This is a genomic window from Burkholderia lata (assembly GCF_902499025.1).
In the GTDB taxonomy this organism is placed as follows: Bacteria; Pseudomonadota; Gammaproteobacteria; order Burkholderiales; family Burkholderiaceae; genus Burkholderia; species Burkholderia lata_C.
The window spans coordinates 1-14826 of the sequence record NZ_CABVPW010000006.1; the positions used below are offsets into that span (position 1 = coordinate 1).

12 protein-coding genes and 1 pseudogene are annotated in these 14826 nt (G+C 69.3%); 8 read left to right on the forward strand and 5 right to left on the reverse strand.

Annotation, left to right across the window (positions count from 1 at the left end; all coding sequences use genetic code 11):
• From BDI24065_RS07630 to BDI24065_RS07645, 4 genes and pseudogenes are all read right to left on the reverse strand, one after another.
• Nucleotides 1-1064, reverse strand: a pseudogene (locus tag BDI24065_RS07630) (FUSC family protein); the annotation flags it as partial.
• On the reverse strand, nucleotides 1045-2094 hold the full coding sequence (gene mdtN / locus BDI24065_RS07635) for a multidrug transporter subunit MdtN (RefSeq protein ID WP_175030693.1): 1050 nt from the start codon (nucleotides 2092-2094) through the stop codon (nucleotides 1045-1047). The gene mdtN and the pseudogene BDI24065_RS07630, both read right to left, overlap by 20 nt.
• Nucleotides 2091-2384: a hypothetical protein gene (locus BDI24065_RS07640; protein ID WP_175030694.1), complete on the reverse strand. Its 294-nt coding sequence runs from the start codon at nucleotides 2382-2384 to the stop codon at nucleotides 2091-2093. Before BDI24065_RS07640 ends, mdtN begins: the two co-directional genes overlap by 4 nt.
• A 265-nt stretch (nucleotides 2385-2649) precedes the next feature.
• Nucleotides 2650-3105 (reverse strand): hypothetical protein, encoded by a 456-nt coding sequence (locus tag BDI24065_RS07645; RefSeq protein ID WP_175030695.1) that lies wholly within the window; start codon nucleotides 3103-3105, stop codon nucleotides 2650-2652.
• 161 nt (nucleotides 3106-3266) lie between these two features.
• Here BDI24065_RS07645 and BDI24065_RS07650 point away from each other — a divergent pair, with 161 nt between their 5' ends.
• Nucleotides 3267-4415 (forward strand): metallophosphoesterase, encoded by a 1149-nt coding sequence (locus BDI24065_RS07650; protein WP_175030696.1) that lies wholly within the window; start codon nucleotides 3267-3269, stop codon nucleotides 4413-4415.
• A 71-nt stretch (nucleotides 4416-4486) separates the two neighbouring features.
• Here BDI24065_RS07650 and BDI24065_RS07655 read toward each other — a convergent pair whose 3' ends face one another.
• Nucleotides 4487-5074, reverse strand: coding sequence for a malonic semialdehyde reductase (locus BDI24065_RS07655; protein WP_175030697.1), 588 nt, complete (start codon nucleotides 5072-5074; stop codon nucleotides 4487-4489).
• Nucleotides 5075-5320: 246 nt separating this feature from the next.
• Here BDI24065_RS07655 and BDI24065_RS07660 point away from each other — a divergent pair, with 246 nt between their 5' ends.
• The 7 genes from BDI24065_RS07660 (at nucleotide 5321) to BDI24065_RS07690 (ending at nucleotide 14788) form a co-directional block, all read left to right on the forward strand.
• On the forward strand, nucleotides 5321-5926 hold the full coding sequence (locus tag BDI24065_RS07660; RefSeq protein WP_175030698.1) for an alpha-ketoglutarate-dependent dioxygenase AlkB family protein: 606 nt from the start codon (nucleotides 5321-5323) through the stop codon (nucleotides 5924-5926).
• Nucleotides 5927-6265: 339 nt separating this feature from the next.
• A complete protein-coding gene (locus BDI24065_RS07665; RefSeq protein WP_174911594.1) occupies nucleotides 6266-6472 on the forward strand; it encodes a hypothetical protein in 207 nt (68 codons plus the stop codon).
• A 305-nt stretch (nucleotides 6473-6777) separates the two neighbouring features.
• Entirely contained in the window at nucleotides 6778-7209 is a 432-nt protein-coding gene (gene gspI / locus BDI24065_RS07670; RefSeq protein WP_175030699.1) for a type II secretion system minor pseudopilin GspI, read from the forward strand.
• Nucleotides 7193-7855 carry a PulJ/GspJ family protein gene (locus tag BDI24065_RS07675; RefSeq protein ID WP_175030700.1) on the forward strand — a complete coding sequence of 221 codons (663 nt, stop codon included), beginning with the start codon at nucleotides 7193-7195 and terminating at the stop codon, nucleotides 7853-7855. The genes gspI and BDI24065_RS07675 overlap by 17 nt, the downstream gene beginning before the upstream one ends.
• A 188-nt stretch (nucleotides 7856-8043) precedes the next feature.
• Nucleotides 8044-10266 (forward strand): tetratricopeptide repeat protein, encoded by a 2223-nt coding sequence (locus BDI24065_RS07680; RefSeq protein ID WP_175030701.1) that lies wholly within the window; start codon nucleotides 8044-8046, stop codon nucleotides 10264-10266.
• A gap of 41 nt (nucleotides 10267-10307) precedes the next feature.
• Nucleotides 10308-12551 carry a tetratricopeptide repeat protein gene (locus tag BDI24065_RS07685; RefSeq protein ID WP_175030702.1) on the forward strand — a complete coding sequence of 748 codons (2244 nt, stop codon included), beginning with the start codon at nucleotides 10308-10310 and terminating at the stop codon, nucleotides 12549-12551.
• On the forward strand, nucleotides 12548-14788 hold the full coding sequence (locus tag BDI24065_RS07690) for a tetratricopeptide repeat protein (protein WP_175030703.1): 2241 nt from the start codon (nucleotides 12548-12550) through the stop codon (nucleotides 14786-14788). Before BDI24065_RS07685 ends, BDI24065_RS07690 begins: the two co-directional genes overlap by 4 nt.
• Nucleotides 14789-14826 lie beyond the last annotated feature (38 nt).

Sequence of the window (14826 nt, forward strand, 5' to 3'; positions counted from 1 at the left end):
GAAGCTGCCGAAGCTGCCGAAGCTGCCGAAGCTGCCGAAGCTGCCGAAGCTGCCGAAGCTGCCGAAGCTGCCGAAGCGACCTCGGCCGTTGCGGACGGTTCCGCGAAATGCGTGATCGCCGCATGGAGATCCGTCACCGCGACGCGCGCGAGCGGCGGCAGCGTATCGGTCGGCGGCAGCGCGAGCGTCACATCGACCGGGTAGCCGCCCTGGTCGAGGATGTCGGCCATCTCGTCGAGCGTCGCGGCGATCGGTGTGGCGTACGCGTCGGGCAGCCGCGCGCCCGGTTCGCGATCGGCCAGCGCGACGCCGACCAGCAGCGCGGTGCTCGATGCCACGGCCTGCCGCAATGCCGCGAAGTCGGCTGCGGACGACGAGCCTTCGAGTTTCGACAGCTTGAGCCACGTGAGCAGCTGCTTGTCGCCTTCGTGCAGGCTGGCATTGAATGCGTCGCGCGCCGCATCGTCACCGCGCAGCCGCTGCGCGGCGAGCCGCAGGCGCTTCGCGAGCTGCGCGTGCGCGAGCTTGCGCGGCGACGGCGCGATCAGCAGGTTGACGACGATCGCGACGCCGACCGGGATCGCGATCGTCAGCCAGATGTACAGCAGCGCGCGTGTCGCGGCTTCGCCGAACGGCGCGAGGCCGAGCTGGTCGAGCCCGAAGCCGACGATCATCGCGAGAATCGCGCCGACCGGGCGCAGCTTGCTGGCCGATGTCAGGTACAGGAGGCCGACCGACAGCACGGCCATGCACGCGACCCGCAGGATCGAATAGTCGATGCTGAAGATCGCGACGCCGAGCACGAGCCCGATCACGATCGTGACGATCACCAGCAGCGCGGCCGCGAGCACGACACTCGTCACACGGTCGGCCCGGATCATGAAGAACACGACGTAGGCGGACAGCGTGGCTTCGGGCGTGCCGTAGGCGGCCGTCACTAGCGCGGTCAGCGCGCAGATCAGCGCAACCCGCACGGCAATCGACGTGCGTCCCGGAAACGGCGCGAGCAGTCGCAGGACTTCGCGCGGGCCCGGCGAGCGAACCTCAGCGGCAGGCAGTGCCATGCCGGACCTCGACGATCGCGCTGGCGCCGACGCGCACGAGCTTGCCGTCAGGTTCGTCGAGCTTCACGCGCACCGGGAAGCGCTGCGCGACGTGTACCCAGTTCACCGAGTTCTGCACGATCGGCAGCGTGCGCGGCAGGTTGATGCGAGCGCTGTCGGCGATGCCTGCGCCGACGCCGACGACCTTGCCCGTCAGCGGGCGGCTGCGGTCGATCATCGAATAGACGGTTGCGCAGTCGCCGACCTCGATGCGGCTCAGCGACGTCTCGCGGAAGTTGCCGACGGCGAACCATTCGCTTGCGTCGATCAGCGTGAAGATCGACTGGTTCGGCGCAAGGGTTTCGCCGGCGAGCACGCTCAGGCCCGTGACGAGTCCGTCGTGCGGCGCGCGCACGACGGTGTCTTCGAGCGCGTGCTGCGCGCGGGCCAGCGCGGCCTCGCGTGCATGCAGCGTCGCGATCGCGTCGGCCTCGTCGCCGATCGTCTGCGCGGATGCGCGCTGCTGTTCCTGTGCCTGCGTGAGCGACACGGCTGCGTCGCGCTGGCGGACCTTCGCCTGGTCGAACTGCTGCGCGCTGACGTAGCCCTGCGCGGCGAGCGGCGCGAGCCGGTTCACGTCGCGCGTGGCAAGGTCGCTGTTCTGCGTCGCGCGCTTGACCTGCTCGGCGGCCACGGCCGCGTTCGAGCGCTCGCCGATCAGCGAGCGGCGGCGCGTGTCGAGCGATGCGCGCGCGAGCTCGAGGTCGGCCTGCGCTTGCGCAACCGTCAGCCGGTACGGCACGGGATCGATGACATACAGCAGGTCGCCTTTTGCGACGCGCTGGTTTTCATGCACCGCGAGCTGCACGATGCGGCCGCCGACCGGTGACGCGACGTGCACGACGTCCGCGTCGATCGATGCGTCGTCGGTGGACGGGTAGGCCGTCGTGCGGTGGTACGCGTACGCGAGTGCCGCAATGCCGAGCGCGACGATCGCGAATGCGATCACGCGGCCTTTGATGGAGGGGCGGGCGATGCCGGCGGCCTTCATGCGAACGGCCCCGTGCCGGTGAGCCAGACGAGCACGGCGACCACGAGCCCGATCGCGGTGCAGACGGCAAGCTGGTAGGGCACCGTCGCGGCCCAGCCGGTCGCGACGAAGATGCGGTGCGCGACGATCGCGCCGATGACGCCGACGATCGCGCTGACGAGCCAAAGCGGGAAATACGCGCCGAACAGGACGTACGACGGTGCGCCGCGCGATGCGCAGCCCGCGAGCGGCAGGGCGGGCGCCAGGACGGCGGCGACGCGCAAGGGCGCGCGCGGCGTTGTTTTTCTCATGGTGTGACGAGCTCGACGTTGGGGGTGGATGCCGGGCACGGCGCAATGCGGATCGTCGCCGCGACGACGATTCCGGGATACGGAGCCGATAATAAATCAGCGCGATGCGGATCGCCAGCCACCCGCCCTGCGTACCGTGGGGGGGTGTTGCCGGTCGGGGGGCGCGTCCACATGTCCGGCGTCGCGTTTCGGCAACCGGGGCCGGACCGTCGCGATTCTGCCAGTGCAAGCCCGCGCAGGGTGGCTAACGGACTGTAAAGAATCGTCAGACGAACGAAGGGTGGCTGAATTTGCCGCGTCGATCGGGCGGAATCGGTGCGTACGCGGTCGATTGCCAGTCGAATGCACGGAAATCGGGTTGGCCCGGCAGGCCGGGGGGGCGATGTTGGCGAGCCGGTCGGCGGGATTGCGTGTGACGCGCGGCGGCGCATCGCGAACGGCGACGTCGATCTGCGGTGGGCGTTGGATCCGGCGCGTCTATTCGTTTGTTCGTCTGCTCGGCTGCAAGGGCGACCACGCGCAGCGACACCGGCTTTGCATGACGACGCGGGATGCCTTCGGGCAAGACGCGGAAGTGCGCATCGATCATCCGGCCGACTGTCTCGAAGTAGTTCACCCGGATGTGCAAGCGCAGCGTGCGTTGTGCGGCGTTAGCCGGGCGCTTCACGAAGTCGTCGATCGCGTTCGCTTCGGGCAGGCCAACGAAGCCGCGCTCGAGCATTGCGACGAGCAGCGTCGAAGCGCGGCCGGCGACCGGTCGTCACAGCCGCGATCTGTGTACCATCGTACGTATGGCGCGACGCGCGGCACGGAGTCTCACAGCCTCGTGCGACACGCGACGCGGAAGCGGTAAAGCGGTCTCGCAACGAAGGTGAACGTTCCATGCGAAGTTTCTTTGTCCGGTTCATTGCAATCGGCGTGCTGTTCCAACTGTATGTCGGGATACGGATCATTCCCGATGCGTTTACGTCGCCGGTCGCGCGCACGATCGCGGCGCTCGTACTGGCGAGCTTCGTCGTGCTGATCCCGGTCGGCATGTTCTCGCGCCGTTTCGACGAAGGCTGGGCCGCGACGCTCGCCGGTTGGGCCGGCTCGCTCGTGATGGGCTTCTTCTCGTCGCTGCTCCTGCTGACGTTCCTGCGCGAATTCGTGTTGCTCGGCGTGTTCGGATGGCGGCATCTCGGGCACGCCGCCGCATGGCCCGGCGTGGCGACCGACACGGCGCTCGGCGTGCTGGCCGGTGCGGTGTTCGTCACCGTGATCGGGTTCGTCGGTGCGCGCCGCACGGCGGCGGTCAAACGCGTGTCGATCCCGGTCGCGGGGCTGCCGGCCGGGCTCGACGGGCTGACGATCGTGCAGCTGTCCGATATCCACGTCGGGCCGACGATCAAGCGGCCCTACGTCGAACGGATCGTGCGTGCGGTCAATGCGCTTGACGCTGACCTCGTCGTCGTGACGGGCGACGTGGTGGACGGCTCGGTCAAGCGCTTGCGCGAGCACACCGCGCCGCTCGGCCGCATGCAGTCGCGGCACGGCAGTTTCCTCGTGACGGGCAACCACGAGTATTACGCGGGCGCGCATGCGTGGATCGACGAATTCCGGCGCATCGGGCTGACGGTGCTGCTCAACGAGCACGTGCTGATCGAACACGACGGCGCGCACGCGGTGCTCGCGGGCGTCACCGATTTCACGGCGGGCGGGTTCGATCCCGCCCATCGCAGCGACCCCGTGCAGGCGCTCGCGGGTGCGCCGCGCGACGTCGGCACGAAGATCCTGCTCGCGCACCAGCCGCGCAGCGCGGAAGCGGCGAACCGTGCCGGCTTTACCGTGCAGTTGTCGGGGCATACGCACGGCGGCCAGTTTCTGCCATGGCCGCCGTTCGTGCGGCTGCAGCAGCCGGTGATCGGCGGGCTGAGCCGCTTCGGCGATCTGTGGCTCTATACGAGTCGCGGCACCGGGTACTGGGGGCCGCCGAACCGCTTCGGCGTGCCGTCCGAGATCACGCTGATCCGGCTGACGCGCGGCGGGTAGTGCACGTCAGCCGTTTGGAACAAGGCCGGTGGAAGCCCGACATCAACGGGCACCGGCCTGGCCAACGGGCGTCACTCGATACGGGCGATGTCGTCGAAGTCGAAGCGCGGGCTGCGCGGGAACAGGCCGGCCGGATCGCCGTAGCCGAGATTCACGAGGAAGTTGCTTTTGATCGTGGTGCCCGCGAAGAACGCGGCGTCGACCTTTGTGCCGTCGAAGCCGGACATCGGGCCCGCGTCGAGGCCGAGTGCGCGCGCGGCCAGGATCAGGTACGCGCCCTGCAGCGACGAATTGCGGAATGCGGTGGCCTCGATCAGCGCATCGTTGCCGGCGAACCAGCTGCGTGCGTCGGCGTGCGGGAACAGGCGCGGCAGGTGCTCGTGGAACGCCATGTCCATGCCGACGATCACGGTGACGGGCGCGGCCATCGTCTTCGCGCGATTGCCTTCGGACAGCGCGGGCTTCAGGCGCGCCTTCGCTTCGGGCGACTTGACGAACACGAAGCGCGCGGGGCTCGCGTTCGCCGACGTCGGGCCGAATTTCGTCAGGTCGATCAGCCGGTGCAGCAGTGCGTCGTCGACGGGTTTGTCCTGCCACGCGTTGTGCGTGCGCGCGGTGAGAAACAGTTGATCGAGAGCGGAGTCGGACAGCGTCGTCATGATCGATGGGATCCGGAAGGAAAGCGGCCGGGTCGAGCCGGCCGGCAGGGGGAGAAGAAACCATGCGGCACCCTTCGGCAAGGCGGGCCGCGACACGCGGCGATGATAGCGTGATGCGCGAGCGCGCATCGCCGGGCGCGGCGGCTTCCTTTCATCCGCGAATGACAGCGCATGGCGGTGCGCGACGCCGTTGGCTAGTATGCAGGCATGCACCGTTCGCTTCGTTCATCGCCCGTTTCTCCCGACATGTCGACGCCCGATCTCTTCGCTGACACACCCGCCCCCGACGTGGACTGGTACCCGGACTGGCTGGCGCCGCCCGATGCCGATCGCGCGCTGGCCGCGCTGATCGGCGAGGTCGCGTGGCAGCAGGACACGATCCGTACGCCGCGCGGACGTATTCCGTTGCCGCGGCTGACCGCATGGCAGGGCGAGCCGGATGCCGTCTACGTGTATTCGGGGATCCGCAACGTGCCCGCGCCGTGGACGCCGGCCGTACTCGACCTGAAGCGCGCGGTCGAGGCGACGTGCGGCGCGCGTTTCAACAGCGTGCTGCTCAATCGCTACCGCAACGGGCAGGACAGCCTCGGCTGGCACGCGGACAACGAGCCCGAGCTTGGCGATGCGCCGGTGATCGCGTCGGTGAGCCTCGGTGCGATGCGCGTGTTCGACCTTCGCCATCGCAAGACCGGCGTCACGCATGCGTATCGCCTCGGGCATGGCAGCCTGCTCGTGATGCGCGGGCGCACGCAGGCCGAATGGCAGCATCGCGTGCCGAAGGCGCCGGGCGTGCAGGGCGAGCGCGTGAACCTGACGTTCCGGCGCGTAATGCAGGCCGGTACGGGCCGGTAACACCCCCCGTCATCGAGGTGCCCTGATGGCCGGGTGATTCGCGCCCCATTTTATGATTCACGGGTGATCGATGCCGGCAAGCGCTCGCGTGTGCGGCACGTTGCCGCACGAGTGCCGAACCGGGCGTGCTGAAACGGCGCTGAGGCCCGCGCCATATGGGTTTCAGGAAAATTTGATCGACCGCCCGGTACCGATAGATGAGTGAAACCTCTGATGGTGCGTCGCAACAATCATTGGCTAGACTGTCGAATGGCAAAAGCGCGTCGCATCCCGGCGCGATCCTTTCGACATGCCCCAAGCGTCGCCGATGCGGTGCGCAAGGGGGCAGGAGCAAAACGCGTGACCGTATTCGACCCTTCCTTCGAACCCTCGCTGCACGTCTTCGAACAAGACGGCGGATGGCAGTGGGCGCTGACGGTGAAGCGGGCGACCGGCGTCGGCGTGAAAGTCGTTGCGTTCAGCCGGGAAGGCTTTCGCGGCGAAGCCGAGGCTTATGCCGCCGGCCAGCTTGCCCGCGCCGAGTATGACGACGCCGTGACGGCCTGACACCGCCGCGTCGATCCCACCCGAGGATCGTCTTCATCGCATGACCGCCCGCCGCCGGGTGGTTCTTTCCCGATCGTTTTCAGTTTTCCGTCGCCTGTCGCGCTTCGCGCGGCAGCGCGTGCGGCGTGCTTGCACGCCCGTCCGCCTGAGCGCGCCGCGCCAAATGGTCCGTACCATTCGACACGTGTGTGCCATACGTCGCGCTTAACGTCCCTGCACGGCGTCCGTCGCGCCGGCGATGCGGCTTTGCGCCGCGATGTGCACGCCGGACGCCGGACGACGACCCATCGACAAGAATGCAGGTCATGTGCGACGACAGAACCGACTACAACCGCCATGCGCGCGGCGGATCGCGCACGGCGCGGGCGCCGGAACGGGGATTCACGCTGATCGAGGTGCTGATCGCGCTGGCGATCGTCGCGGTGGCGCTCGGCGCCGTGATGCGCGCGATCGGCGCGCTCGCGTCGGATACCGACATGGCGCGCATGCGCCTGCTCGCGTTATGGAGCGCCGACAATGCGCTCGGCGAGATCCGCATCGCGTCGACCTGGCCGTCGGTCGGCACGAACACGTTTGCATGCCCGCAGGGCCGCTACCGGTTCGTGTGCCGCCAGGCGGTGGCCGCATTGCCGAGCCCGCTCGTGCGTCGCGTGACGGTGAGCGTGTATCCGTCCGCGTCGAGCCGCAACGTGCTCGCCGAAGTCGTCACGGTGATCCAGAATGAAGCGCGCCGCTAGCCCGCGCGCGGCGGCGCGTGCCCGCGGCTTCACGCTGATCGAGATGCTGGTCGCGATTACCCTGCTCGCGGTGATCGCGCTGCTGTCGTGGCGCGGCCTCGATGCGACGATCCGCGGCCGCGACGATATCGCGTCGAATCTGGCGCAAACGCGTCTGCTCGGCCGCTACTTCTCTCAACTGCAGTTCGACCTGACGAACCTCGTGACGCCCGACGAAGTGTTCGGGCCGCCGCTGCGCATCCACCCGGGCGAACTCGTGATGGTGCGCCACCTCGGGGTCGGCGGCGGGCCGACGCAGATGCAGGTCGTGCGCTACCAGCTCAAGGGCCGCGAGCTCGTGCGCAGCGCGTCGCAGCCGCTCGCGTCGCTCGCCGAGGTCGACGACGCGCTGCATCACATGGATGCGTTCGCGCGCGTGGTGGTCAGCAATGATGCGCGCTCGATGCAGCTTTCCGTGTGGATTCCGCCCGGCGGATGGACGACGAGCCAGGCCGCCATCGAACAGTCCTACGCGCAGTTTCTCGCGCAGCACGGCATCAGCAACTCGACGTCGATCGGGGCGCCGGTGCCGCGCGGGGTTCGCTTCTCGGTCACGATGGGCGCGCCGGCGGTCGAATACGTGCGGACGATCCCGATCGGCCAGTGAGCGCGCGATGGCGTCCTGCACACGCGGCCACGCCCGGAAAGCCGTTCCGTCCCCCGGACAAAATGGTCCGTAACTTTCGTCATACGTCTGTTATTGGCCGTCCGTTAGTCTCGTCACGAGCATGACCGACGCGACCGGTTCCATCGACCGGCTCAGCGGCGGCATCGGCAAACGGGAAGGGGGCGAACGTGACGGTCGAGCACCGGCATGATGCACACGCGGGCGCGTCGGGACACGACGCGCGCGGACAATGGCAATCGGCGGCGATTCTGGGCCGCGCACAAAACTGGCACAGCGCCGGACGGTTCGGCGAAGCGGCGCGCGACTATCTCGCGGTGCTCGCGAAGGAACCCGATCATCCGCAGGCGCTGCACCTGTACGGCGTACTGCAATTCCAGTGCGGTGACGCCGATCAGGCCGAAGCGCTGCTGCGCCAGTCGATCGCGATCGCGCCGGGCGTGCGCGCGCTGTCGGATCTCGGCGCGATCGTCGGCGAACGCGGTCGCGTCGACGAAGCCCTCGGCCATTTCGCGTCCGCGCTGCAAGCTGCGCCCGACGACGTGCAGACGCTCGTGCGCCACGGCAACACGTTGATCGGCCTGCGCCGCTACGACGACGCGCTCGCGTCGTTCGATCGTGCACTGGCGGTGTCGCCGCTCGTGCTCGACGCGCTCTGCAATCGCGGCGGCGCGCTGCGCGCGCTCGGCCGCCTCGACGACGCACTCGACACCTACGACCGCGCACTGATGGTCGATCCGCAATCGTTCGAATCGTGGTTCAACCGCGGCCTCGTGCTGCGCGCGTTGCGGCGCGCAGCCGATGCGCTGCATTGCTTCGATCGCGCGAACGCGATCCGCCCGGGCATCGCCGCGATCATGGCCGAGCGCGGCCGTACGCTCGCCGAGCTCGACCGCCTGAACGAATCGCTGGCCGCCTTCAACGACGCGCTCGCGGCCGATCCCGAGCGGCTCGATGCGCTTTGCGACAGTGCGGCCGTGCTCGAACGGCTCGGTCGCGCAGACGAAGCGCTGGCGCGTTGCGAGCGGGTGCTGGCGCTCGATCCGGATCATGTCCGCGCACTCGCGGGCCGCGGCAATGCGCTGCTGCAGCTCGAACGTTACGACGACGCACTCGACAGCTACGAACGCTCGCTTGCCATCGATCCGCGCTCGGCCGACACGTTGTGCAATCGCGGCACCGTGCTGCGCGACCTGCAGCGCTTCGACGCGGCACTCGCCAGCTACGATGCCGCGCTGGCGCTCGACGAGCGTTTCGCAGAAGCGTGGACGAACCGCGGCAACGTGCTGCGGGACCTGCATCGCTACGACGAAGCGATCGCGTCGGTCGATCGTGCGCTCGCGCTGCGTCCGGATCTTGCGACGAACTGGCTGGCCCGCGGCAACCTGCTTGCCGAGACGGGGAAGGTGGATGACGCATTCACCGCCTACGATCGCGCGCTCGCGCTGCAACCCGACTTCGCCGCCGCACACTGCGCGCGTGGTGCGCTGCACCTGACGGAAGGCGATTTCGCGCATGGCTGGCGCGGGTACGAATGGCGGCTGCGCGATACGCAGCTCGCGCAGCATGCGCGGCCGTTCACGCAGCCGGTGTGGCGCGGCGACGAACCGCTCGACGGCAAGACGATCCTGATCCATGCGGAGCCGGGCATCGACGACACGCTGCAGTTCTGCCGTTATATCCCGCTCGTCGTCGCACGCGGCGCACGCGTGGTGCTCGAGGTACCGCCGTCGTTGCGCGCGCTGATGGCGTCGCTCAACGGCGCAGCCCGCGTGATCGCGCGCGGCGAACCGCTGCCGGCCTTCGACTGCCATGTGCCGCTGCCGAGCCTGCCGCATGCGTTTCGCACCGACATGGACACCATTCCGCGTACCGCCGCGTACCTGCATGCGGACCCGCTGCGCAGGCGCCAGTGGGACACGTTGCTCGGCGAACGCCGCAGGCTGCGCGTCGGGCTTGCCTGGGCGGGCGATTCGGCACGACGGAATGACGCCGGCCGGTCGATCGATTTCGCGCGGCTCGCGCCGCTGTTCGATCTCGATGTCGACTGGATCAGCCTGCAGAAACCGCTGGACGAACGCGACGCCGCGCGGCTGGCGGATGCGCCGGTAGGCCGCGTCGACGACGAACTCGGTGATTTCGCGGACCGGGCCGCATTGATCGGCGCGCTGGATCTCGTGATCGCGACCGATTCCGCGGTCGCGCATCTGGCCGGTGCGCTGGGCGCGCGCGTCTGGGTGCTGCTGCCCGACCCGCCGGCGTGGCGCTGGATGCGCACGCGTGACGACAGCCCGTGGTATCCGTCCGCGCGGCTGTTTCGCCAGCCGGCACCCGGCAACTGGGCCGATGCGATCGACGCGGTGCGTGCCGCGCTCGAACCGATGACACGTTAGACACGACACGCGATACGAACAGCGACAGTGGGGGCCACACGATGACACCGAACGGGGAAGGGACGACATTGGCGAGCGCGACGATCGCGCCGGAGCGCCGTCCGCCCGACACCATGCAGCTCGAACGGCTGCTCGTGCGCGCACGCAAGGCGCATCACGAGGGCGCGCTGCAGCATGCGGAGAATGCCTATGCCGAGCTGCTGGCGCTCGATCCCGAGCATCCGGAGGCGCTGCACCTGCTCGGCGCGGTGCGTTTCCAGCAGGGGCGGCTCGACGATGCCGAGCCGCTGATGCGGCGCTCGGTCGAGCGCCAGCCGGTGCCGCTCGCGCTCGCGAACTACTCGGCGGTGCTGGCCGGGCTCGGGCGCGAGCACGATGCGCTCGCGCGGCTCGACGAGGCGCTCGCGATCAATCCCGTGCATCAGCGCGTGCTGTTCCAGCGGGCCGGGCTGCTCGCGCAACTCGCGCGGTACGACGAAGCACGCGCGGTCTACGATCGATTGCTCGAACTGACGCCCGGGTTCGCCGACGGCTACGTGAAACGCAGCGACATGCTGCGCGCGCTCGGGCGCTTCGACGATGCACTTGCCGATTGCGACCGTGCGATTGCGCTCGCCGGCCGGACGTTCGATGCAATGCGCGCACGCGGGCTCGCACTGCGTGAACTCGGCCGCTTTCGCGACGCGGCAGACAGCTATGGTCACGCGCTCGCGCTGCGGCCGGGTAGCGCCGACGCGCTGTTCCTGCGCGGCGTCGCGTATCTCGACCTGCACGATCCGGAATACGCGCTGGCGGATTTCAATGCGGCGATCGCGGCGAGCCCCACATTCGTCGATGCGATCTTCAACAGCTCGATCGCGCTCGAACAGCTCGGCCGGCACGACGAAGCGCTGATGCGTTGCGATCGTGCGCTCGCGATCGACCCGCGCCACGCGCGCTCGCTCGCCAATCGCGGCAATGCGGCGAGCCACCTTGGCCGCTTCGCGGATGCGGTCGACAGCTATGCGCGCGCACTCGATGTCGAGCCGGGCAGCACCGGCGTGCTGTGCAACTACGCGAGCGCGCTGATGCGGGTGGCTCGTCACGACGATGCGCACGACATGTGCGACCGCGCGCTGGCGATCGATCCGCACTATGCGCCCGCATCGTTCACGCGTGCGCGTGTCCGGCTCGAAACGCATCGCTACGACGACGCGCTCGACGACCTCGCGCGCGTGATCGCCGCGACGCCGCGCGACAAGCTCGCACACTTCCATCGCGGCAGCGCGTTGCGCGCACTGCGGCGGCACGAGGATGCGCTGCACGCGTATGCGGAAGCGATCGACATCGACCCCGACTATGCGCACGCGCACTGCATGCGCGCGTTCCTGTGTCTGTCGATCGGCGACTTCGAGGCCGGCTGGGCCGAATACGAATGGCGCTGGCGCGACAGCCAGCTCGACGGCAGCCGGCGTGATTTCGCGCAGCCGCGCTGGACGCACGGGATGCCGCTCGACGGGCAGACGATCCTGCTGTATCCGGAGCAGGGGCTCGGCGACACGCTGCAGTTCTGTCGCTACGTGCCGGTCGTGAAGGCGCTCGGCGCGCGCGTCGTGGTCGAGGCGCCGGTCGAGCTGAAGGCGCTGTTCGCGACGCTGGATGGCGTCGACGTGCTCGTCGCGCGCGGCGATCCGCTGCCGCCGTTCGACCTGCATTGCCCGCTGTTGAGCCTGCCGCTCGAATTCCGCACCAACCTGTCGTCGATTCCGGCGGGCGGGCCGTACCTGCGCGCCGATCCTGCGCGGGTCGAGCATTGGCGCGCGCGGCTGGGTGCGACCGACCGGCCGCGCATCGGCCTCGTATGGTCCGGCAACCCGGCGCACCTGAACGACCGCAATCGCTCGATCACGCTCGCCGACCTGGTGCCGCTGCTCGACGACCGCTTCGAATGGATCAGCCTGCAGAAAGTGATTCGCGACGAGGATCGTCCGGTGCTCGATGCGAGCCCGATCCGCTTCGTCGGAGATGAACTGACGGATTTCGCTGAAACGGCCGCGCTGACCGAGGCGATGGACGCGGTGATCAGCGTCGATACGTCGGTCGCGCATCTGGCCGGTGCGCTCGGCCGGCCGCTCGCGGTGATGTTGCCGCACACGCCGGACTTTCGCTGGCTGCTCGATCGTGACGACAGCCCGTGGTACCCGGGCGCGCGACTGTTCCGCCAGCCGGAAGGCGGGCAGTGGGCGCCGGTCGTCGAGCGGCTTCGCGACGCGCTGCCGGCGCTGGTGGCGGGAGCGTCGCGATGAGCACGGCGCAGGCACCGGCGTTCGGCGCGGGTGCCGCGCCGCTGCGGGCCGCTGTCGACGATGCGCTGCGTAATGCGCGCGCGCGACTCGAGCAACGCGACTACGCGGGCGCGAAGCGGCTCTATGAAGGTGTGCTGGCGATGATGCCCGATCACGTCGAGGCGCTGCATCTGCTCGGGTTCGTGCATCTTCAGCTCGGCGATCCGGCACGCGCGGAGCCGCTGATCGAGCGCTCGATGCGCGCCGGGCTGAATCACCCGTGGAATTTCGTGAATCATGCGGAGGCGTTGAGCGGCACGGGCCGTCATCGTGAAGCGCTCAACGCGGCCGCGCAGGCGCTCGCGCGCGATCCCGGCCACGCGCAGGCCTACGCGGCGCGCGGCGACGCGCTGCATGCGCTCGGCCGGCATGGCGAAGCGGTCGGCGCGTACGACCTTGCGCTGACGCGCGAGCCAGGACGCACGGTGTCGTGGGTCCGGCGCGGCGAGGCATTGCGCGCGCTCGGCCGGCCCGCCGACGCGCTGATCAGCATCGAGCGCGCGCTGCGGATCGATCCGGATGATCCCGCGGCGCTTGCCGAACGCGGCCACGCGTTGCGCGCGCTCGGTCGCGGCGACGAGGCGCTGCATTGCTTCCAGCTCGCGATGGTGGTGCGCGGCAAGACACCCGATCTCGTCTACGCGTGCGGCTATACGCTGATCGAACTGGGGCGTCCGGCCGAAGCGCTGGCGTGTCTCGACGAAGCGCTCGCGCGGATGCCGGACGACATGCAACTGCTGTTCGTGAGTTGTGTCGCGCTCGACCTGCTGCATCTGCGTGACGAATTGCTGAAGCGCAGCGACCGGCTGCTGGCGCGCGACCGCGACAACGTCGGCGCGTGGGTCGGCCGCGGCAACGCGCTGCTCGGGTTGCGGCGGCACGAGGAAGCCGCACATGCGTATGGGGAAGCTCTCGCGCGCGCGCCGGCGGATTTCGATGCGTTGCGCAACCGGGCCGGTGCGCTGCGGGCGTGCGGTGCGTTCGACGAAGCGCTCGCGCATTACGACCGTGCGCTCGAAGCACGCGGTCCGCACGCGGAAGTGCTGTGCAATCGCGCGATCGCGCTGCAACTGCTCGGCCGCTACGACGACGCGCTCGCGAGTTACGCGGCAGCCGTCGGTGCGCCGGGCCGCACGGCGCAGGAGATCTATACGCGCGCGGTCGCCCGGCAACAGCTCGGCGATCATGAAGCCGCGCTCGTCGATTTCGCGCTGGCGTGCGGGCGCGACCCGAATCACGGCGTCGCGCGCCGGTCCGAGGCGTTCTGCCGCCTGGTGCTGGGCGACTTCGACGCCGGCTGGCGGCAGCATGAAGCGCGCTGGGATGCTGCCGACGTGACGCTGCATCGGCGCCATGCGGACCGTCCGCAATGGACGGGCGACGAACCGCTCGCGGGCCGCACGCTGCTGCTGCATGCGGAGCAAGGCTTCGGCGACACGCTGCAGTTCTGCCGCTACGCGAGCCTCGCGCACGCGCGCGGCGCGACCGTGCTGATCGATGCGCCGGCGCCATTGGCCGAGCTGCTGGGCACGCTGCGCGGCGTGAGCCGCGTCGTCGCCGACGGGCATCCGGCACCGACGTTCGACCTGCATTGCCCGATGATGAGCCTGCCGTTCGCGTTCCAGACGACGCTCGATACGGTGCCGTCCGACGTGCCGTACCTGCATGCCGACCCGCAACGGCGCGCCGCATGGATCGACCGGCTCGATGCGGTCGCCCGGCCGCAACGATTGCGCGTGGGGCTCGCGTGGTCGGGCAATCCGAATCATGCGAACGACGAAAACCGGTCGATGACGTTCGCCGCGCTCGCGCCGCTGGTCGCGCTCGATGCGACGTTCGTCAATCTGCAGGTAGGCATACGCCCGCGCGACGCCGACGCATTTGCGGCAAGCGGCGTGCTGTCGTTCGAGGCCGGGCTGAAGGATTTCGCGGAAACGGCCGCGCTCGTCGACACGCTGGATCTGGTGATCGCCGTCGATACGTCGGTCGTGCACCTGGCCGGCGCGCTCGGACGCCCCGTGTGGGTGATGCTGCCGCGCGTGCCGGACTGGCGCTGGCTGCTCGAACGCGACGACAGCCCGTGGTACCCGAGCGCGACGCTGTTCCGGCAGGGGCTGCCGGGCGACTGGCCGGCGCTGGTCGAGCGTGTGGCGCAGGCCCTCGCGGCCCGCATCCGCACGCACCGCACAACCGCGTGACCGGCCGACTGTGACAAAAGCTACGGACCTTTCGCATG